Annotated in this window: 10 protein-coding genes; 2 read left to right on the top strand and 8 right to left on the bottom strand. The window is 27.3% G+C overall.

Annotation, left to right across the window (positions count from 1 at the left end; genetic code table 4):
- Window positions 1-16 precede the first annotated feature (16 nt).
- The 7 genes from NMG68_RS01540 to ileS all read right to left on the bottom strand — a co-directional run bounded on the left by NMG68_RS01540 (window position 17) and on the right by ileS (window position 19,920).
- Window positions 17-3,037 carry a hypothetical protein gene (locus NMG68_RS01540; protein WP_255034941.1) on the bottom strand — a complete coding sequence of 1,007 codons (3,021 nt, stop codon included), beginning with the start codon at window positions 3,035-3,037 and terminating at the stop codon, window positions 17-19.
- Between the two features lie 11 nt (window positions 3,038-3,048).
- On the bottom strand, window positions 3,049-4,275 hold the full coding sequence (locus NMG68_RS01535; protein WP_255034940.1) for a hypothetical protein: 1,227 nt from the start codon (window positions 4,273-4,275) through the stop codon (window positions 3,049-3,051).
- 11 nt (window positions 4,276-4,286) lie between these two features.
- Window positions 4,287-7,574, bottom strand: coding sequence for a cytadherence-associated protein (locus NMG68_RS01530; protein ID WP_255034939.1), 3,288 nt, complete (start codon window positions 7,572-7,574; stop codon window positions 4,287-4,289).
- Between the two features lie 8 nt (window positions 7,575-7,582).
- Complete coding sequence (locus NMG68_RS01525) at window positions 7,583-13,366, bottom strand: cytadherence high molecular weight protein 2 (RefSeq protein ID WP_255034938.1); 5,784 nt, start codon at window positions 13,364-13,366, stop codon at window positions 7,583-7,585.
- A 32-nt stretch (window positions 13,367-13,398) separates the two neighbouring features.
- On the bottom strand, window positions 13,399-16,572 hold the full coding sequence (locus NMG68_RS01520) for a coiled-coil domain-containing protein (RefSeq protein ID WP_255034937.1): 3,174 nt from the start codon (window positions 16,570-16,572) through the stop codon (window positions 13,399-13,401).
- Window positions 16,573-16,722: 150 nt separating this feature from the next.
- A complete protein-coding gene (locus tag NMG68_RS01515) occupies window positions 16,723-17,226 on the bottom strand; it encodes a flavodoxin domain-containing protein (protein WP_255034936.1) in 504 nt (167 codons plus the stop codon).
- A complete protein-coding gene (ileS, locus tag NMG68_RS01510; protein ID WP_255034935.1) occupies window positions 17,227-19,920 on the bottom strand; it encodes an isoleucine--tRNA ligase in 2,694 nt (897 codons plus the stop codon).
- 76 nt (window positions 19,921-19,996) lie between these two features.
- Between ileS and NMG68_RS01505 the strand changes: the two genes are divergently transcribed.
- Entirely contained in the window at window positions 19,997-20,485 is a 489-nt protein-coding gene (locus NMG68_RS01505) for a tRNA (cytidine(34)-2'-O)-methyltransferase (protein WP_255034934.1), read from the top strand.
- Window positions 20,486-20,496: 11 nt separating this feature from the next.
- The gene (gene trmB / locus NMG68_RS01500; RefSeq protein WP_255034933.1) at window positions 20,497-21,138 is read left to right on the top strand and encodes a tRNA (guanosine(46)-N7)-methyltransferase TrmB; all 642 of its coding nucleotides are present in this window, start codon (window positions 20,497-20,499) and stop codon (window positions 21,136-21,138) included.
- Here trmB and NMG68_RS01495 read toward each other — a convergent pair.
- Window positions 21,135-23,783 (bottom strand): hypothetical protein, encoded by a 2,649-nt coding sequence (locus NMG68_RS01495; protein ID WP_255034932.1) that lies wholly within the window; start codon window positions 23,781-23,783, stop codon window positions 21,135-21,137. The two genes, trmB and NMG68_RS01495, sit on opposite strands and share 4 nt — an antisense overlap.
- Between the last annotated feature and the right edge of the window lie 133 nt (window positions 23,784-23,916).

Here is a 23,916-nt window from a genome sequence, read left to right as displayed (position 1 = left end):
TCTGATTATTTTTCTGTTATTTTGAACTTGTTAATTTTTTAGGTTCGTTCTCTTTATATATTAAATTAGGTCCTCTAAATTTGAAATCTTTTAAATCGTTAAGAATTGATTTAGCTGGAGTTTTTTTATTAGCTTTATTAACTAATCTTAAATCCTGAGAATTAATTAATTTATCCTTTAAGCTTTTGTTAACAAAAGGATTTATTGTTTTTATTTCGGTCGATACTAAAGGCTTTTTATATGAATTTATATCATTAATATTGTTATATTGCTTAGCAATATTTTTAATGATAATTTTACTAGTTTCTTCTCTTAATTTTTCAGTTAAAGCTTTAGAGAATTTTTCAGAATTAAAATTATCTTCAGAAATTAAACGATCCTTAATAATTCTTTTTTGTTCTTTTATTAATTCAAGAATATTTTCATCTATACCTTCAAAATTAGATTCATTTAATTCGATTTCTTCAGTATTAGATGAGTGTTTATTCTCTAGATAATATTTTGGTGTATCAAACTTTTTGTTAATCAATGAGTGGAAGTCAATTGTCGAATTATTATCAACAGTCTCTCATTCAGTAGTTTCAATTACTTCTAAATTAGATTTTGGCAATTCAGTTTTAGATGATGCAAAAGTTTCCGAATTATTTAATTCAATTGTGTCATCCACTAGTTTAGTGGATTCATCTAGAACTCTGATAATAGGCGCTTTTGAGTAATCAATTGCTTTTTTACAGAACATTTTAAATTCTGTCTGTTCTTTTATGATCGAGTTGTAACTTTCAAATTCAAAATCAATGTAATTATATTTAACGTCTAGCTCTTTTAAATCTCAATTTAAATCATTATTATTTACAGGATAAATTCTGTCATCTAACAATTCAGAATCAAGTTTTTTGTAGTTAGGTTTAAATTTAACGCTAACAGTTTCTAAATCTTGTTGAATAACTGATTCTGGTTTAATTTTGATTAACGGAGACGAAGAGTAATCCATTCAATCAGCTACCATCTTTAATTCATTTTGTTCTTTGATGATATTGTTATAGCTTTCACAATCAAAGCTTAACATGTCATATTGAGTGTTATCTTCTTTAAACTTCCAATTAAGTTCACGTTTTTGAATCGGATAAATTGTTTGATCAGTTAACTCTTCATTTAATTTATCTAGTTCAATTTTAAATGTTTCTTCTTGAATATCTAAAACAATTTCGTTTACTAAGTTATCAGTTTCAACTAAAAGTTCTCGTTTATTTTGCTTGATACTTTCAATATCAGACACAATATTTGCATCTAAAATGATTTCAACATTTTCAATGTTAATTCCTGAATCCTTAATTTCATTTTCTATCTGACTTAGCGAAGCTTCTAATTCTTGAATCGATTTTTGTTTGCTTAATTCTTCATTAACTGAATTATCAAATGTTCTGAAGTCATTTTCAGGGATATTAATAACTTCTTGTTTAACGAAATTGTTATTCATTGTTATCGCTGGAATGACTTCTAGTTCATCTAATGATTTTTTATTTGTTCTATGAACTACAACAGCAGGAATGACTTCTAATTCATCTAATGATTTTTTCTTTTTTGTGATTGATTTCAATTCAGAATTTAATGCTGAATTCATTTTATTTACATCAACATATAATTCTTTTTCTTTAACACTATCTTCGATAACTTGGTAATGGATAATCGAATCATCTTTATGAGTTTTTTCTTCTAATTTATTACTTGTTTGATTAATATGAATAACTTCTTTATCGATATTCACACCTTCTAATTCAATATCGATTGTATGATTTAAATCAACAGAGTAATCAATTGTTTCAGAAATTGATTGATAAGATGGTTTATAAACTTCTTGAGAATTAGTTTGATTTTCACTTAAATCAACTACATCGATTTTTATAACTTCATCATTAATTAGATCAACATTAACCTCAGGTAAGTTCGTAACTTCTAAAACTTCAGGTGAAAGAACTGGATATTCAGAGATTTCAATAACTTTTTGTTCGATTAGAGGTAGAATCGATTCAACATTCGGTTTGTGAATGTTAGCATCTGATAAATTAATTAATGATTCACTAGATAATTCTACAACTGGTTGATTGATTACGACAGGTTGTGATATTACCTCATTTTGAATATTTGGCTCAGTGATAGTTTTAACTTCTTGAATAACTTCAGATTGAATTACTAATTCTTCATTTATTTCTAATGGTTGTTGAATATTTAAATGAATGTTTGGTTCATAAACATCTTTTTTTTCTTCTACTTCATCTGCAGGAATTGCGTCATAAACAACACTTTCTTTATTAAGTTGTAATTCGTTAAATTCCTTTTCATTATCAAAAGCTAAATTATTAACAGATAATTCCTCTAATTCTGTTAGCTCTTCAATATTTAAATCAGCAAGATTTTCTGGCAATTGATCGAGTGATTTTATTTCACCTTCAATAACATCTTCTTCTTTATTGTTAATAGGTTGGCGTTTTTCAGAATTATAGATAATTTCTTCAATAATATCACTAGCAGTAGAAAAGTTTTTAGCTTGTTCTATTATATCTTTTTCTTCTTGTTCTTTGTAATCGCCGTCATAAATCGTATCAGTAATTAAAGATTGATCAGTTTCATCAAAAAAACCGTCAAAACGTTTACTAATCGATTCTTTGATCGCTTGAGCTGTACGATCTTCTTTTTTCTTTTTCTTAGTTAATAAACTTTTCTTAGACTTAAGTTTAATTTCGTCAAATTCAGCTTGAAGCAAATCTTCTTCATCTAAAACAGAATCAAAATATTTATTTTTTAAATGGCTTTTGTTAGTTCTTATTTCTCCAGAAAAGATGATGTTTTCATCGTTTAAAATTGATTTATTACTAAAATCAAGATCATCTTCTTGTTCAAATTCACTTTCAACTTTTACGTTTAAAAGCTCTGGTTGGTTATTAGCTAGATTTTTAGCAACACCTACTTCTTGTTGTTCTTTCTTAGCTCTTTTTTTTGTTTTTTTATTTTCTGTTTTATTTTTTTTAGTTCTAGCCATAATGTTTTATTTTATAAAATTTGATACTTCTTGAAATTCTTAAGTTCACGATTAGCAATTAAATTAATTAAATCATTTTGATTTAAATAATTAACGCGATAACTATGTTTTCAAGTTAATGCATTTAAAATTGGTCCAATTTCATTATTATTGATACCTAAAATATATGCCCTTTTTCTATGTTTGTCAATCAAAGTTATTTGTTCAGTTCAAGAAACATGATAATCATAAACAATTTCTAGAACTTCATCAAAGTTAGTTGCACTAATAAATGCTGATAATAAAACCTTGGTGTTATTCATTAGATCAGAAATTGATAAATTATTATGTTCAAAAATGATGTAATTAATCGGGTGATAGAACACTAAGAAATAAAGTGGTTCACGTTTTTTAGTTAAATCATTTTCAGTTACTCTGATCATCCTTAAAATCTTAGCTTTATCTAAAATCCTAATGATTTCTAGTAATTCCTCAAAATCGATATCAAGTTCTTTTGACAGTAAATTTAGATTAAAACAAGGAATATCAGCATAAACAACAACATTTAATAATGACATGCAAGTTTTAATTGAATACTTCTTGTTAAATAATTCATAAACATCATGCCTAAATAAATTAACAATTTGATTAAAAAATAAAATCTGCGCATCAGCTTTATCGTTAAATCTTGCTAAAATAGGACTGTATGAATTTAAATAATCATAGTAATCTACAAAATTAATATCACTAAACTTTTCTTTAGTAATTAAATATTCACTAAATCTAAAGGGTTTTAGGAAAAAGTGATTAAAGTTATAATGATCGATAATCTTATTATAAAGAATACCAGAGTTGTTTACAAACAAGTAAAATATAATGTTTTGCTTTTTAGCAATCTTAGCAATTTGTTTAAACCAAATTTTTGTCCCTTCTTGTTGGTTCATATTACTAATAATAAAGAAAGCATTATTAATATCTTTAATTTTATTTAAGAAATCATCAATTTTAGTTTCATCATTAACATAAACAGAACTTAAATCTACTAAATAAAGACTATTTAATAAGTTTTGTGAGTTAAATCTAGAATAGATTTCACTAATAATTTCCGTTTGTCCGCAATAATCCAAACCAGAAATTACTGATACCTTTTTAGTCTTTTTTGTAGAAAATAAAACATCAACAAAGAAACCACGCGTAAAATTAGTGGTCAGGTTTTGACTAATTCAGTTTTTTATCTGTTCTGAATGAATTAATTCCATAATGTCTTTTTCTACTTGTTTGAGTTAATAATTTTATTAGCGTATTGTTTAATTTCGCTCTTAGATAATCTTCCTTTATTTACGCGTTTGAATACACCGCGTCTTCCGCTCATTTTTTGAGGGATTTTTTCTTTTTCACCAGCTTGCGCTTGATAAATTTTTTTAGCAAATCAACCACCTGGTTTTCTAATTTTTAATGATTGATCATTGTTTAGTTGTTCTTGAATTTTATCATTAATAATTACTACATCTTCCGTCTTGTAATGATTAATTCCATCATAATTATCATCATAATCAAATTGATTATCGTTTTGATCTGGAATGAATTCATCAGATGATGATTGATTGTTTTGATACTTACTTATGTAAGCCTCTTGGTTTTGATCTTGATAATTATAGTTTTGATCATATTCATAGTCATTTAATCCGTTTTCATAACCATAATTAAATTGTTCTATAATTTCAGGATCTAATTCAACATCAACAGGTTCGAAATACATTCCATTTTCATCAACATAACCTTCATCATATTGGTCATATTGATCGTTATAATACCCATAATAACCAGAATAATCAGGGTAGTAATTATAAGTATTTTCTTTTAGTCGAGAAATTTCTTGATTGAATTTTTCAGAAACTTTAGTTGTTATTTCATCAGTAATTAAATTAATGCTATCTTTGTTATAGATATTATGAATATTGTTTAAGAACGATTCTTTTGATTTGTTGTATTCATCAATAATTGTTTGATTTTTTTGTTGTTCTTCTTTTAATTTATTAATTTTTTCATTAATCGCATTAACATTAATTTGATCAACCTTATTACTGTTTTTGTATTTTTCTTTTTGTTTTTCTAATTCGTCTAGAGCTTTATTATTTTTATTGATTAATATTTCTTGATATTGATTTCATTCGAGATTTTTTAATCTAATAATATCGTCAAACTGTTCTTTTTGTTGGTTTAGTTTAGTGATAATTTCAACTTGTTTTTGCTTAATTTGTTTATCATATTCTTTTTGTTGTTCGTTAAGAACATTTAGGTAAGTATCTCTAATTTGATCGAAATCACTTTCCTTTTCATTTAATAATTCGTCGGTTTTAATTTGAATTTTTTCGTTAATTAAGTTTATGAAATCATTCTTACTTTTGATAAGCTCATTTTCATATCTTTCTTTATGTTGATTTAAGATTGCTTCATACGCAATTTTTTGATTTTCTAAAACATCTTTAAACTCAGTTGTTTTCTTAATGATTTCAGATTGATTTAATTCTTGATTTTTGATCAATTGATTTTTTAATTGACTAATTTGTTCATTAAGAGCTTGAATTTGAACATTTGATTCTTCTTGTTTTAATTCAAGAGCTTTTTTATCTTCTTGATATTTTTGTCTTAGTTGTTCTAAAATATCAAAGTTGTATTGATTGTTATTTAAAGCAACTGCACTTTGTTCTACAACGACATTGGGCGTTAAAATTTCTGGTTGCAATGATTCTAAATCAATTACTTTATTTAATTCATTTAATTGACCTAATGATAGTTTTTGATTTTTATTATTTAATTCTTGATTAGCTAATTGATTATTAGGAATTTCTTGTTTAGTTAATTGACTAAATGGAGAAGTTTCGGATTCAAAATTACCAACTATTTCAGGTTGTTGATTTTGCAGTTCATTTGGAACTTGAACATTTACACCTTCTTGTAAAACATAGCTAGAATCAATTGTTGAAATCTGAATATTTTGTTCCTGAATATTTTTCTTGATTTGATCTAATTTTTGATTTTCTACCTGAATATTCTTAACAATATTGCTTAAATCTTTAATATCATCAATTTCTTCGTTAATTGTGATGTTTTCAATTTTTTCAACTGAAACATCTTGATCAACAACTTCCGGAACAATCGAATCTCTAGCTTCTATTTTGATGTTAGTTTCAATTAATGGATTTAATTCATTGATCTTTTTAGTTAAAATTACTGCTTCATTTTCAGAATCTTCTTCTTTAACCACAAAAACATTTTGAATCGGTAATTCTTGTTGGATTTCTTCTTTTTGTTCTTTTGATTGAATTGGTTTTAATTCTTTTTCTTGATCATCGTAATAATCCGGTTTAACAGTAATAATTGGCGATGCTGGTACTGTTGTTTCTGTGATATTAATCGGTCGAAGATCTTTTAAAGATTGCAGTTTTTCTTCTAGAATTTTTTCTTGCTTAATGATTGCTAAAGCTAATTGTTCAGCTATAAATTGTTGTGAATATTTAGTTAATTCTAGTTGCGCTTGGTGTTCTTGCTTCAATTCATTTAATTTTTTCTCATTAATCTCAATTAGTTCTAATTGTGTTTTTAAAACTGATTGTTTTAACGCTTCTAGATCTTGTTTGTTAATCAGATCTTGTTTATTAATGTTATTAATATCAACTTTAATTTCTTCTCTTAATTTATCTAAATCGATTTTAGCGATTTTATTAAAATCAATGGCTAATTGATTTTTTAATAAATCCAGGTCTTTTTTAGTTGTTGAGCTAAGATCGATACGTAGATCTTGCTTTAAATCTTCTAGATCTTTTTTTGTTAAGTTATCTTGAACGATTAATTTATTTTCAATATTATCTAATTGTTTATTACTAGAGTTAGATAATGATCTTATCTCATTAGCGATTCAATCAATTGATTGTTCTAAATTAACTAATTTAGTTTTAGCATCTAGTTTTAATTCAAATAAGTATGTTAAAAATTCATTTTGTGAATTGAACTCTTTATTATTTAAATAAAATAATCACGGCTTAATATTAGCTTTGCTAATTTCGTCCGCTATTGTTGCTGAATGTCTATTAATTTCATCAAAAACTAACTGAACTTTTGTAAGCGTTTTATTTAATGAATAATATTCTTTCTTAAGTTCAACTAAATCTTGAACAGATAATCGATCAATGTTAGAGCTATCAAAATCGTTGTTATAGAAATTTCTATATAAGTTTTCTAACAGCTTTATTCGAGTAATGATATTTTGTCTTAATGCTGTTAAATTATCTTCTTCTGAAGTTGGTTTAGTTATTTGTTTTGCATCGTTATCTGAATTTATTTCATTTAACAATTGTGCTTTTAGTTGTTCTAATTGTTCTGTTAATAAAGCAATTAGCGCATCATCTTCAGCTTCTTGTTCTTTAGTGTATTCTTCTTGACAATTTACACGATAATTAACTTGGGGAGGTTGATAGTTAGAAAAGAAGGTAGATTCTTCTCTTCTTTCTATAATATCATCTTGTAACAACGCTTTTGATTGATCTTTATTATTCATTTTTAATGCTACTTAGCTTTCTTTTTTTCAATTAGTTCTTTAATTGTTTTAATTTCATTTGCTAATTGATTGATGCGTTCTTTTTTACTATTAGAAACATCCTTTTTGTGATTTAAATCAATTCTTAAATTCGAGTTTAGATTGTGATCAAAAATTTTACTTCTTTCTTGATACATTCTAAGGTTTTCATTGTATATAGAGTTTAAATCATCTTGGAATGGTTTAGCTTCTGTTTTTTGAGGAGTTGCTTTAATTTTTTCTGTATTTGTTTTTATTTCAGAAATCTCTTCATATAAACCAGATAAACGTTTTTGCAATTCCTGATTTTCGTTTCTTAGCAAACTAATGTTCTGTTCGTAAGAATTTTTTAAGTTATCGAACATTTTTTGATATTTTTGATCTTGGTATTCTAATGTTTTCTTAACTTCAATAGGACTTTTTTCGATTACTTGAGATAATTGGTTTATTCTTGAATTGAATTCTTCTTTTTCGTTTCTCAATAAATCTACTTGGTTTTTAAAATCAGATTTAATTTCGTTAAATAAACTCCTAAATTCGTTTGTATTAAGATTTTGTGAATCGCTTGTTTGTTGTTTTGTTTCATTAAGAATATTTTTGATTTCTTCTACTAATTTTGAATTAGCAGAAATTTCTTCTAATTCTCTAGAAGTTATTTGACTTTGATCAATGCGCTTTTGTTCTAAATCGCTTTCAATTTTCTTAATGCGTTTTTCAGTGTTAACAGCAACTTGGTTTAGTAAGTTGTGTAATGAATTAATCTTATAAGAGTTATCAGCGTTTAGTTGATTGTGGTAAGTTAAATGTTGAGTTGCGTTTTCTGCAAAAGCTTTTTTGTGTTGTTTTAATTGTTTTAATTGTTTAGTTAATTTAGAGTTTTTCTTGTTCGCTTCTTGTAAAGCTCATTGGTGTTCTTTTTGAATAATGAACATCTGCTGATTGTTAATCATTTGTTGCATTTGCATCAAAGGATTATTGATATCAAATGTAGGTTGAGGTGGGTATGCTAAACCAACAAATTGAGGAGATTGCATTGGTAATACTCCTTGATTTGGTACGATTTGTTGATTTGGATTTAAAAAATTAGGGTAAGGATTTTGGAAGTTTGCCATATTGTTTTTCTTAATTTCTTCTTGAATTAATCTTCTTTGTTTTAAAAGATTATTTCTAGCATCTAGGATTTTTTTATTTAGTTGAACTAATTTTTTAAATTGGTTCTGGATATCTTCTTGTTTTTTCTTTAAAGCATTATCAGTAGCTTTTGCAGATGTTAAGATTTTTCTTGCCTTATTATATTCAGAACGAAGTTTTTGTTTTTTCTCTTCTAGTAATCTTTCTGTTTCTTGTAAGCGTTGAGAATTTTCTGCGTTTTTCTCTAACTCTTTTTGAAGATCAGCTTTTTGTTTACTAACAAGTTGTTGTAAGTTAGATAGTTGTTGTGTCTTAAAATCAACTTCTTGCTTAATATTACTAACTTTGTGTTTTTCTTTTACGATCTGTTTTAGTTTATTTTCAACTTCTTCGTTTTTAAATTTGATTTCTTGGAATTGTTGATTTTTTGCTAAATTTAGTAGATCGCGTTCTTTATGTAATTCTTGTTGTTTTTTTAATAAAGATTTGCGTAGTTCAGCATTCTTAAACTTTTGTTCTTCTAAGATGCGTTTTTCTCTTTCTTGTTCTTTATAATTTCGAATAATTTTCGAACGAAGAATTTCAATTTTATTATTTTTTTGATTTAATTGATCTTTTAGTTGTTCAACTTTATTAAAAAAACTTGTTTTTTCGTGAGCTAATTTGTTTTGTTCATTCTTGATTGATTTAGCTAATTTTTGATATTGTTCAATCTTAATTTTTAATTCTTTCTTATTAGAATTAACGTTGAAACTTTCTTTTTCTAAAATGTAACGTAATTGTTTTAAGTCTTCTATTTTGAAGCTTAGATTACGTTCTTTTTGTTGAACTTGTTGGTAAAACTCATCAATTTCTTTTAAGTCGTTTTCTTTTTGTTGAGAAAAATTACGTTTTTCAGTTTCAAGAGTTCGGTATTTATTCTCAAGATCACGTGACAAAGCTTGTTGATCTGCCATGATTCGATCAACATTAGAACGATCTAATAGAACTTTTTGTTTTTCAACTTCAAGATCATTTTCAATTTTTCTTAAACGAGTAATAAACTCAGTTTTTTTACTGTCTAAGTATTCGCTTTCGCGGTCAATTTTTTCTTTCTTTTCATTCAATAAAGCTAATTGATCATTGATTTTAGATTTATCAGCTTTATTATTCTTGCGAATTAAATCTAATTTAGCGAAAGCTAAATTGATTTTGGTCATCGCATTATTTACTTCTTTTTCCTTAGCAGATAGTTGTTCTTTTTCTTTTTTTATTTTTTCAAATTCCGCTTTACGATCAAACGAAAATTGTTCTTTTTCAGATTCTAAAGAATCTATCTTACGTTGTAAATCAGCTTCTTTTTGTTGTTGTTGTCTAGTTTTTTCATTTAATTCTGCTGAACGTAAAGATAAGATTTCATTTTTTTGATTAATTTCAGATTTTAAAACGCCGATTCTTTGGATTAAATCGATACGTTTTTTAGCTAACAACTCATCTTCTTCTTTAAATTGTTTTTCCTTTTTTTCAAGAATTAACAACTTGTCGTCAATTTCTTGTTTTTTTAACTTACCTTCGCGAGCAATTGCAACTAATTCATCTTTTTGTTTATCGATTTCGCGTTGTTCGTTTTCAATCTGATTGCGTTGTTTTTGAATTTCTAAATGAAGCTTAGAAATCTTATTGTATTTATTACGTTTTTCTTCGTCAAAGTTATTTCTTTCTTCTTCAAGACGTTTAATATCTTTTTTAATTTGAAGTTCTTGTTGATCTTGTTCTAGTTTTCTTCTTTTTATCTCTTCTTCTTGAAGTTGTAAAACTACATTACGTTGATTATATTCAGCTTCTAGTAATTTAACTTGATTATCAAATTTAACACGTTCTTGTTTGATTGCTTCGTCTTGCTTAATAAATTCAATTTCAGCACGTTTAAATTCTTCAAGTTTTAACTTAATTTCATCGCTTTTAGCATTATTATTTTTTTCAATTGTTTTTAATTGGCTGTAGCGATCATTAACTTTTTGAGCATATATAAGTAATTCGTTTTCTTTAACGTCTAACTTATTTTTAGCTTCAATGAACTCCTCAAATTTTTGTTGTTTTTGATGAGCAAATTTTTTCTTTTGTTGTTCTAAATCATCTAATTCATTACTTAAACGTGTATTAAGTTCGTTGTAATGATTTTCTTGATCTTTTTTAAGTTGTTCTAATTCAGTTCGTTTTCTAACTAAATCAGATTCGATATCATTAATTTTAGCAATTGAATTAGCTTTAAAATTCTCGATATTGTTTTGATAGATTTCTAAATCACTTCTTTTTTTAGCTAATTCTCTAATTTCATCATCAATTGATTTTTTAAGCTTATAGTTTTCTTCTTTATCTAGATCTAATTGTTTTCTTTCATTACTAAGCTTTCTCAATTCATTTTCAAGATGAGCTTTCTTAAGTTCAAGTTCTTGATGCATTACTTGAGACTTGTGAAATGCTTCATTTTTTTGAATCGTTACATCATTTTGGTAATTAACTAAAGAAGCTTCTTTCTTTTGTAGATTTTTTTCATAGATTGAAAGATCTTCTTTTTGACGTTTTAAATCCTGTTCAAAAGCTTTAAAATCTTCAATCATCTTACGTGATTTTTGATTTAATTCTTCTTTTTGTAGTTCTAGATTACTTTTACTTGTGTTTAAATTTTCAAGTTCGTTTTTAAGCTTTTGTTCAAGTAGTAATGATGACTGCTTACTTTTTTGAGCTTTAGCTATTTCATCGTTAAGCTCATCAATTTTTTCTTGAACTTCATTTTGTTTTTGTTCAAGTCGCTCATAACCTTCTTTTAATTCTTTTTCTCGCTCAGATAGTTTTTTTTGTTCGTAACTAACGTTGTTTTCAAAGTCAGTTTGCTGACGTTTAATTTCGCGTTCGTATTGAATTAACTCTTGTTCACGTTCGTCATTTTTTTTACGTTCAATCAAAAGCATTCTTTGCAAATCAGAACGTTCAGATTCAACATCAAGTTGAATCTTACGAATCATTTGTTGATCAAGAATTTCTTTTTGATCTAAATCACGTTTTCTTTGATCAATCTCGATTTTTAATTGTTCAAGATTTCTTAATTTAGATAAGATTTCACGTTTTTGATTATGAAGGTTATCTTCTTTCAGCGACGCTTGGTTTAGTTTATTATTAGCTTCTAAGAAAAGTTCATCAATTTCTTGACGTTTCTTATTTAAAGAAGCTTCATAGCTTTTATATCTACGTTCTTGATTTTCTTTTTCTCTTTCGAACTTTAATTTATCTTCGTTAAGTTCAGAGCGATATGTTTCAAGCTCGCTAATTTTTTCATTAACTAAAGCGTCTTGTTTATGTTTTTTTTCTTCTAAAATGCTATATTTTTGATTTAATTCACTTTGCAGATTATTTAATATAGCAATAGATTGCCTACGCATTGACTCAAATGACAGGTTAGCAATCTTTAGACGATCTTTATCGTCTCTTAATTTATTTAATAAACGCTCAGCTTTATTGTTTTTTAAAACTAAATAGTCTTTTTGCTGAATATTTCTAGCTTGAGCTTTATTCGCTTCAAGAACAGCTTTTTTAGCTTTTCTATATGCGTTTTGTAGATCAGTTTTGCGTAGTTCAAAATAACGATCAGCATTAGCTTTAGCTTGTAAAATTTTGCTTTTTTGATCGTCAAAACTGCGTTTTGCTTTTTCTACTTCTCTTTTTAAGTTATCTAAATTATGAGCATAACCTTTTAGTTTGTTATTATGCTCATTGCGCATTTGTTTTAAAGAATTTAGATATTTTTGTAATTGTTCTTTATAACGCTTAATCGATTCTTTCTTTAAATTAAGGTTATAAAGATGCATCTTTTTAGCCTTTTCTAAAGTGTTACGCTGAGAAATTAGATCATTGATCTGTTTTTTTAAATGTTCTCTAGCGAAATCATCTAAGGCTTTAATACCGTAAGAATCTTTATTCAATTGTGAAATTTTTTCGTCAATTAAATTTTGTAATTCCGAAATTTGACGATCGATATCATTAATTTCACTTGTTGAAGAATTTAATAAATTTTTGTATTCATCAGTTTCAGTAGCTAACTTATCTTTTAATTCATCAATTTTGATGTAATTAGTTCGAATATTTTTATCTGATTCTTTATTATAAGAATCGATATTAGCTTCTTCTTTTTTTAGACGATCATTTAATTTATTAACAAAATCAATAGAATCATTTTTATACTGCTCAATATATCACAGTTCATTATCTAAACGATCTAATTCGTTTAATAAATAGTTTCTTTCATCTTCAAATTCTTCTGGATGAAATTGATCTTCGTTAGCTTCTAAATCATCAATAGCTTGTAATAAGCGTTTTTTTTCATCAGCTATTTCAGACTGTACTTTTTGATAATAATCGATATCATCATTTACTTGAGCACTTTGTTTTTTTAATTCTTCTAATTCTGCTTGTGTATTAAAAGTATTGTTATCAGAACTATGATAACTAAATTTACTTTTAAGTCTATACTGGTTTGCTAATAAATTTTCTTGGTTTGCTTTGATATATCCATCGTCAAATCCAGTGTCATAGACATCCTGAAAGACGTTATCGGATTGATCATCAAACTGACCAGTTTCGAATTCAGAATTAGGGTTTTTTCTCATTGTCGATTTATATCGATTTTGTTATTTTAGTTTTATCTGTTACCGTAAGGATCGAATTTAGCTCTTCCCCCGCGTCTTCTGAATGATGGTTGAATTTCTTCGTATTCTGGATATTCATAAGCAGCTTGTGGGTAGTAATGGTTTTCCATTTCATACATAGCTTCATCATAACCAGCGTTGTAAGCATCATCAATCATTAAACGTTCGTTAATACGATTGTTGTAAAAATCATTTTGTCTTGGAGCTGGTGAGTGAATAATTTGTGGAGCTTGAGGTACTAAGTAGTTAGGTGGTTGTTGAACTACTGTAGGAGGTAAAGCTAAAATTTGAGGAGGTAATTGTTGCGGTTGTTGTGGAGGTAATTGAGGTAATTGTTGCGGTTGAGGTGGATTAATAGTTTGTTTAAACATATTAGCCAGCATTAATTTTTCAAATAATGTTGGGTTTTCACCTGGTAATTGTAATGGGTTTTGAATAATCGGTGCTGGTGCTGGTGCTGGTGCTGGAGGAGGTGGAGGTAATTGTTGATATTGATGAACAGGAGGCATCATTGGGTGGTTATGACCAAAACCACCGTAAGGGTTATTCATTCCCATTGCCATCATTTGTTGAGGCAACATTTGACTCATTTGATTAATTTGTGCCATTTGAGCCATTTGTGCCATTTGAGCAGATTGTCTTAAAGAGTTGTTAATTTGTTGTTGGTGATAAGATAAAGTTTGGTTTAAGTGTTGAGATTGTAATTGTGATTGACTTGCGTAGTTCTCTACTTTACTTACAACATCAGATAACGCTTTTTGTAAAGAAGATTGTAATGTATTCATTTCATTCTTCTTAGCAGTTTCTTGTTCAACCATCTTTTCACTGATTTTCTTAGAAGTAATTTCAGTTAATTTATCAGCAAAAGCTTCAAATTTATTTTCTAACTTACCTTCAATATTAGAAGAAGATTCTTTTAAGCGGTTTTCTAAGTTAGCATTAGCTTCTTTTGATTGAGCGATAATTTGTTCTAATTTTGTAGCAAAATCTTTATCTTGTTTTTCTTTTGCTTGTTTAGATTGTTCGATAATTTCTTCAATCTTAGTTGTAAATTCTTTGCTTTGTTTTTCTTTCGCTTCTTTAGATTGTTCGATAATTTCTTCAATCTTAGTTGTAAATTCTTTGCTTTGTTTTTCTTTTGCTTCCTTAGATTCTTCGATAATTCTATCTAATTTGCTAGCAAAGTCTTTGTCTTGTTTTTCTTTTGCTTCTTGACTTAAATTAAACGCAGCTTGAGTTTGGTTCAATTTTTCAGTTAATAATTCAATTCTCTTTTCAAAGCTTTGAATTAATTCATTACTAGATTGTTGGTAAGTTTCTCTAGAAATTTCTTTAGATTCATCAATAATTTCTCTAGTTTGATCAAGTTTATTAGCTAATTGTTCTAAGCGTTCTTCTAGTTTGAATTGTCTGTCTTCACTTTCATCTTTAGTTTCACTTGATTTATTCTTAATATCGTTAATGTTTTCTAGCAATACTTGTAATTGGTTTTCAATTCTTGAATTTGAATTCTTTAATTCTTGGTTAGAAACTCTTAATTCTTCGTTAGAATTTCTTAATTCTTCGTTAGAATTACGTAATTCATCGTTAGTATTTTTTAACTCGCTGTTACTAGTTTTTAGTTCATCATTTACTTGTTGTAACACTTTTAAATTCTCTGCACTTTCTAATTTAACTTTTTGAATTTCTTGTAAGCTTGCTCTTTGAATTTCTTCAAATTTAGGTAATAAAGCAGATTCGATATCTTCAATCGGTAAATTGATAACACCTTCTTCTTCATCCTCTAGATCATCTTGTTCTTCATTTATTTGATCATCAGATTCTTGAGCACCTTGAATTGTCCCTTCTAATAGATCGTCATCATCTAATTCATCAGTTGATAATTCTTCATCAGAGTCGTCGTAAATCGGTTTTGAATTAAGTTCAGGTGTAACTGGAGTTTGGTCAGGTTGATTAACTGTTGCTAATTCAGGTAATAAACCTCTTGTTTGGTTAGCAGATCGAGGTTTTTTCTTACGAGGTTTTTCTTCCTCTTCTTCGTCATAGTAAGAAATTAATTCAGTACCAGTGTTGTTCTTTAAGAAGTTTCTTAAGTCATCTTCTTGTGCAGCAATAACATTATTTTCAGGTTGTTCTTCAACTGGTTGAACTTCTTCTTGTTGTTGTTCTTGTTCTCAATCTTGAGCAACTAAAGCATTGTTTTGTTGATTATATTCATCTCACTGTTCTTGTTGAACTGGATTACCATATTGATCATATTCCATTTGTTGGTTTTGATCATATTGTTCTTGCCCATAACCATCATAACCTTGATTATTAGGCAACATACCAATTGGATTGCCATATTCATCGTATTGAACCATAGGGTTTCCGTATTGATCGTATTGCATTTGGTTTTGATCATAACCTTGATCACCACTTGGTAACATACCTACTGGATTACCATATTGATCGTATTGTTGATATTGAGATTGGTCTTGTGAAGACGGTAAAGCTTCAATTAGATTACCGTATTGGTCATATTGTTGCATTTGATTTTGTCCTTGATTACCGCTAGGCAACATACCAACAGGGTTGCCATATTGATCGAATTGTTGTTGGTTAGAGTTTTGTGATTGTGTCGAACCATTTGGTAACATACCAACTGCTGAGTTACCATATTCATCAAATTGTTGATTTTGATCTTGTGACTGTGCAGAGTGACCAACAGGTAACATAGCAACAGGGTTACCATATTGATCAAATTGTTGATCTTGCCCTTGATTCGAGCCAGGTAACATACCAACTGGGTTACCGTATTGATCATATTGTTGCTGGTTAGGATCTTGCGATTGATTACCAGGCAACATGCCTACAGGATTTCCGTATTGATCGTATTGTTGTTGATTTTGACCTGATTGATTGTATTGTTGATAATAAGGGTCATTTTCTTGAGAATAAGTGTTACCTGATAACATACCAACAGGATTTCCATATTGGTCGTATTGCTGATTTTGATCTGGTTGATTCTGGTTAATAAGCATCCCATTAGCATCATAAACAGCTAATGAAGGATCGCTTACAGGATTACCATTAGCATCATATCCATATGATACTAATGATGATTGTTGTTGGTATTGGTCGTTTCCTTGGCCAGGTTGGTTGTAATTGTTTTGATTGTTATCCATTATTGTATGCCAATTGCAATTTTGAAAGCAATATTAATTTTGTAGATATATGAAAAACCTTCTGAAATAATGAAAATTCAGTATTAGGTCCATTATCATACATATTATAACAAAAGAAAAATTAATAAAAATTATGAAATTTTATAGTATCTAACTTAATTTTTCATTAATTAAGCTAGTTCAGTTAGTAATTCTTCAATCAGTTTTATCAGGCTGAGAATCTTGGTCAATTAGTAAGCCAACAACCTTATTTTTATAATAAGCTTTTGACTCTTCAAAGTTATATTCATACTCTTTTTTATCAATCATTCCGATTATTTTAGCTTTTTTACGGTTAAGAATATCAAATAACTTTCCGACACCATCACAGAAAGTGTAAGGATAAGTTTGACTATCCCCACACCCGAATAGTAAAAATATTTTATTAGTTACATCAAGACGTTTAAATTCGAAATCTAATCAAACATCTAAGATATCGCCAGTCCCTCAAGTTGATGTACCAAAAATAATTACATCATATTGATTAATTTCATCAACATTGGTTTTTGTTACATCTAATAATGTTGTTGGATATTTAATTTGATTATTGATTTTCTTGGCAATCAACTCAGTTGTACCAAGATTTGTTCCATATACTATAGCTATCTTTTTCATCTAAACTAATTCACTGCAACGATCACAAATTTCGTTGTTTTTATTACTTAATTCTTTAAAGTAGTTTCAACATCTTAAACATTTTAAGAAATCGGTCTTTTTAACGGTGATTTCTTGATTTTTTGTAAATAAAACATCTGCAACATTCAATCATTGTTTTAATGATTTAACTAGTTGTTTATTTGTTTCTAAATATTGACTAGATAAATAAACAACAGCTTCATTAGATTTAGATAATATCTTGTCTTTTCTTAATTTTTCAATTTCAGCATAAACAGCATCTTTAATATTATTAAATTCATTATCTAATTGTTCTAGATCTATATCAGTTTTAATTTCAAATAAACTTGGAGGATTAATTAAATAAATTGATTTTTCTTTATTAGGAGCGGTATAGAAACTGTAAACTTCTTCACAAGTATGAACTAAAATTGGTGCAATTCGGTATAAAGCATTAATAAAGATGTAATTTAAAGTAGCTTGAATAGCTCTTCTTGAACTATCATCTTTTTTATTACAATATAAACTATCTTTAATCAATTCGAAGTATCAAGATGACAGATCAACGATCATCTTATTGATTTCTTTAGTAATTTCTAAATAATCATAATTTAAATAAGCTTGATCAATTTTTCTAAAAGATTTATTCACTTGATTAATTGTTAATAAATCAGCTAAACTAAGTTTGTAAGTTTTTAAATCTTTAAAGTCGAAATCGTTTAAATTACCGAGAATAAATCTGAATAAACTGTTACGAATTTTACGGTAAATTTCGCTATTTTGTTCAATTATCTTGTTACCAATTCTGTGGTCATTTGAATAATCAATTGAAGCAGCTCACAATCTTAAGATATCAGCACCTTTATCTTTGATAATTGTCAATGGATCAATAACATTTCCTTGTGATTTTGACATCTTGAATCCTTTTTCATCAAGAGTAAATCCATGAGAAATTAATTCTTCATAAGGAGCTGTTTTGTTCATCACTGTAGCACATATCATGCTTGAGTTGAATCAACCACGGTATTGGTCGTTTCCTTCAAAGTAGATAGCAGCTTTATTTTTAATACCATTGTGTTTTAATATATTAAATGAAGTGCCTGAGTCAAATCAAACATCTAAGATATCAGTTTCTTTGTAATAAGTTTTTCTTGGATCGTATTTATTAGTTAAGAAATACTTAGCATCATGTTGGTATCATGCTTGAACACCTTCAGTTTCCATAATTCTGATTGTGTTATCAATAATCTCTTTATCAAGAATTGGTTCCTTATTTTCATCAAAGATAATCGGAATCGGTAAACCTCATGTTCTTTGACGAGAAATACATCAGTCAGAACGCTCAGCAATCATACTTAACATTCTTTTTTCATAACGTTCGTTTGGATATTTAACACTTTTAATATTATTTATCAATTGTTCTTTAATTGACTTAATATTAATGAATCATTGCTTAGTAGCACGGTATATAACTGGTTTTTTACTTCTTCAGTCATGTGCTGCTTGGTGTTTAATGAAATCTAATCCTAATAATGCATTCTTCTCTTCAAGTTGCTTAGCAATAATCTTATTAGCATCGTCATAGAAAACACCAACTAAAGATTGATCATATACAGTGTTATCAAAACAACCTTCATCATTAATCGGAACGTAAGCATCAATCTTATAGCGCTTACATACTAAAAAGTCGTCTAACCCAAATCCAGGAGCAGTATGCACTAACCCTGTACCATCAGAATCACTAACATGTTCTCCTAAAACAACAAGACCTTTTTTGTCTGGATATAGACAGTGTGCATATTCAATGCGATCAAGTAAATATCCTTTAATTTTCTTAATTACTTTCGGTGAATTGAATTGAAATTTTTCTACTAATTTATCGTATAAATTTGAACCAACTAAGTATTTTTGTTGGTCAGATTCGAATAGTGTATATTCAAATTCTGGGTGAACTGAGATAGCTAAATTTGATGGTAAAGTTCAAGGGGTAGTTGTTCAAATAATTAAATTAACATCTTTACCAATTAAATCATTATCTAAAGTTCTAAACTTAACATAAATACTTGGACTTTTAACTTCTTTATATTCTACTTCAGCATCAGATAAAACTGATTTAGATGATCAAGATCAATAAATCGGTTTGTAATCTTGATACACTAAACCTTCGTTAATCATCTTAGCAAAGACTTTTAATTGGTCTATCTCATATTGCTTATCATAAGTGTAATAACAAGCTTTAAAATCAGTAATTAAACCAAGAGTTTTGAATTGTTCTTTTTGGTTTTTAATCTGGTTAATAGCAAAATCACGACATACTTCCATGCGTTCTAATACTGATAATTTAAAGAATTGTTCTTGCCCAAGTTTCAATTGAACAGCATGTTCGATTGGTAACCCATGAGTATCTCACCCAGGGATATATGGACTATAATACCCTTGCATTAATCATCTACGAACAATGATGTCTTTAATGATTTTATTCATCGTGTGACCAACGTGAATATTCCCGTTAGCATATGGAGGGCCATCGTGTAAGATTAACTCTTTATTATTCTTATTTTTTTCTAATCTTAATTGATAAATATTATCATCTAATCATTGTTGTTGAATCTTACTTTCTTTAGTTGAAAGATTAGCCTTCATCTCAAAATTAGTTGAAGGCATTAATAATGTATCTTTATAATTTTTACTCATATACCAGATTTAATATTTTAAGTTTGTAAAATATACTATTTTTATTTTATATTTTAATAATTAAAATTATATAGATATGTCATCAAAAATTAATATTGTTTTATACCAACCACAAGATCCAAGAAACGCAGGAAACATCGCTAGAAGTTGTGTTGGTTTTAACGCAACTTTACATATGATTCATCCTTTTGGCTTTTTTATTACAGATGAAAAATTTAAAAGAGCAGGATTGGATTATTGAGATAAACTAGAATTAAAACAATACGCAAGTTTTGATGAATTCTTAAATAAAAATAAAATTCAAGATAATTTATTTTTATTTACAAAAAAAGCGACTAATTATTTATCTAATATCGATTTTAACGATTATTTAGATAATAAAGGAGTTTTTCTTATTTTTGGTAAGGAAACTAGTGGATTGCCAAATGAGTTATTAGAAAAATATCAAAATTACTTAGTAAAAATTCCAATGCATGATAATATTCGGAGTTTTAATTTATCAAACAGTGTAATCTGTGCGTTGTATGAACTAAGTCGTCAAAATCAATTTAAGAATACAAAATAAATAATTAACTTATGCGTATTAGAAATATCAAAGATGCTAATCTAAAAATTACAAAGGTTCGTAATACTATAAAAATTGAACAATTAATTGATATCCTTGATTTCAATAAAAATAATGTTTTAGAAATCGGTTCTGGTAAAGGTGGTTTTATTTATCAAAAAGCATTAAATAATCCTGATATTAATTATTTAGGAATCGAAAAAAATGCAACAGTTATTTTAAAAATGATAAATAAGTTTTCTGATATCGAAAATTTACAAAATTTATCGATTTTAAACGGTGATTTTGCAATAATTCAAGAAAATATTCCTGAGCAAATTTTTAGTAAAATTTACTTAAATTTTTCAGATCCATGACCTAAGAAACGTCACGCAAAAAAACGTTTGGTGGATTTAGAATTCTTAATGAAATATAAAAGAATTTTAAAACCTGATGGTGTTATTGAATTTAAAACTGATAATGATGGATTATTTGAGTATGCGATCGAAACAATACAATCAAATGATCAAATAAAAATCATCGCTTTAACTCGCGACTTGCACAGCCTAGATGAAAACGATGATTTAATAAAAGATAATGTAATTACCGAATACGAACAACGTTTTATTAATCTTAATAAGAATATTAATAAAGTTGTTTTTAAATTTATCTAATTAGATAAATTATTAATCTTAGTTGAGCTAACTCTGATAACTCTTCAGATATAGCTAAAAGCATCTTCGTATTTATCAAATGTTCTAGTAACATTCCCTAATCTAATTTCATAGATTAAATGAAGATTATTAATTCTTACTAATTTTCCATTATCATATAAGAATCTTGTAGAAGGATCAATTGTTAATGTGCTAGTAGCTGTTGAGGTAATATTTTTTAATTCTTGTTCAGTTGGTCATTGATCATTTTGATAAGTTTCTTCATAAACAATATCACCTAATCAATTACGTAAAACTAGAATATTCTTAGATTCTTGAATTACATTAACTAATTCTGGTTTAACTTCACTTCGATATTTAATAATCTTAGAATTAGTTACCGATGGATTAATTGTTAAATTAAACGCTTTAGCTAATTTAGTCGGCTTAATTGAACCATCTTTATTTCAAGCAATCAAAACATCATAAACATTAACTAAGTGCTTGTTATTAACATTATCATTAGAACTAAATAATGTATTGTTAAGTGCTTGAATAATTCCGTAAGGTTCAACATCACTATTCGATTTATCGTCAGGATTGTTTAGCAACGTTGCTTTATGTCCTGGTGTTGGTGTAATTCCGAATTGGCTATATAGGTTTTGGATATCAAAATTAGTTACATTATATTTAACTAATAAATTATCATCATTTAACGGTTTTAAAGTAATTTTTTTATAAGTCGGATTGTATGAGATAGTATTTGAAACATTAGTTAATAAACTATTAACTCGGTTTGGATAAATCTTTTTATATTCTTTTAATGAATCCGCTAAAGTATCAATAGCAGTTTTTGATAATTCATTACTATATCTCTTTAAGAAAATATTCTTAAAATTATCATCACTTAAAATATTTAATCCAAATAAAGGTTGATCGTTATATTCTATAACAAACATTTTGTCTCTTGAATTTAATGTATCATTCAACGAGAATAAATTACCTATTAAATTTTGTAAAGCAGCACCAGTATCAATATTTACTGCTTCGTTAGATTGAGTTAATGCTGATGTAAATTCTATATTTAATTGATTAGCAATAACTGAACTCATATAAGTTCTTATATCATCTCGTGATGTGTTTGAGTTAATATCAAAACCTTCAAAAATCTTTTTAGTAAGAACTCTTATACTTGCATCAATAATACGATCAATCAAGACCATTTTTTGGGAATTGGTTGATGAAGGAATTGCTGCGTTTAATTCATTTCTGAATTTTGTTATATTTTCTTCTGAAACTCGGTAGCTATTAATCTTATTTTGGTTAATATTCAAACTAATAGACATATTAACAAATTTAGCTGTTGGATTTACATAAATTCCAACATTATTGTTGTAGTCGATTTGCGTAGATCAACCAATCCCGCCTTGATCACCATGGACAATAGCATTAATCTTACTATTTTTATATCCACCAAATAATCCTTTATCACTATTTTCAATGTAGTTATCAGCAATAATCTTATTAAATGCTGTATATACTGGATTGCTTTTTAAAAATCTATCTCTGAAGATAACGGGGTCAGTGAAACTTTGAACACTATCAATAAATTGATCTAAATTATTAAAAGAACCAAATTTATTAACATTTTCAGTTGATGACCTTAAATAAAAAGGAAGTTCATATTCAACTGAAGCACTTTTGCTGATCGATAGATAAGGAACACCAAATCATACTCTGAAATCTTTATTGTTATTATTTACAGTTCCTTTAATATTAATGAATAAGTTATTTCATAAAAAGTTATTAATAACGCTAAATAACTTATTGCTAAGATTTGAGATGAACATCTTATTTAACAAGATTGCATTATCGACTTTATTGTATTGCGTATGATCTTCATTAAGTTCATATAACTTTAAATTAAAATTTGTGTTATTTAAAATTAACGAATCAATTGCTAAATTTTTAACTTTTAAAATATCGATTAAATTTAAAGGATTGATGTTAATTTTTGTAGGTTTGTCTTTAGTAACATCTTCAAATTCATAATAATAAAGATCTTTGAAAAACTTATCAAGTTTATCATCCCTAGTTTTCTCAGTTAGATCATCACTTACAATGTTCGGAGTCGGATCTTCAACAGCTTCATTTTCACCATAAATTAAACCATTGGGGCTTTTTATGTAATGTTCAGGCTTACCAATTCTTTCTAACGAAGCTTTTGTTTGATCTGAAGTATATTTATTGTCTTGTAATAAATATGCTGGACGGTATTTGTGCGGTCTAAAAGAAGAATCATTGATATCTTTTAAACCATCTGCATTAATAATTTCACCCGTTGATGGATCTTTTTTAATTCCATCACCGATCATTAGTTTTCTTGTAACAAAATTATTAGCAACTGATAAGAAATAAGATGCTGCTTGTTTTTCTGTGCTAAAGGTGTGATTGTTAAATGCAATATTAGATTTTAAAAACTCATTTGGTTTAAGCGGATCATAACCATTCAAACCACCTACTTCTGAGATCGTTTCATCATTTTGTCTAATATTGAATAGATCTAATGCTTTGTCTTTTTGGTAGTAATACAATCCACTCATCATCGAAGCTATACCTAAACCGAATAATGTAGCTCCAAAAAAGACTTTTTTAAATAATTTCATATATGAACTGCGTTAGCACTTATTAAGTAATTATAACATTTTTACCCTATAATATTGATATAGCTCAATATAAAAGATTATTGCTTATTAAGAATTTTTGTTTGCTAATATTTATTATATAGTATAATATACA

Origin of the sequence: Mycoplasma bradburyae, from assembly GCF_024338845.1 — a bacterium.
Classification (GTDB): domain Bacteria; phylum Bacillota_I; class Bacilli_A; order Mycoplasmatales; family Mycoplasmoidaceae; genus Mycoplasmoides; species Mycoplasmoides bradburyae.
The sequence above is the reverse complement of the archived record's forward strand: the minus strand, read 5'-3'. Positions and strand labels throughout refer to the sequence as shown.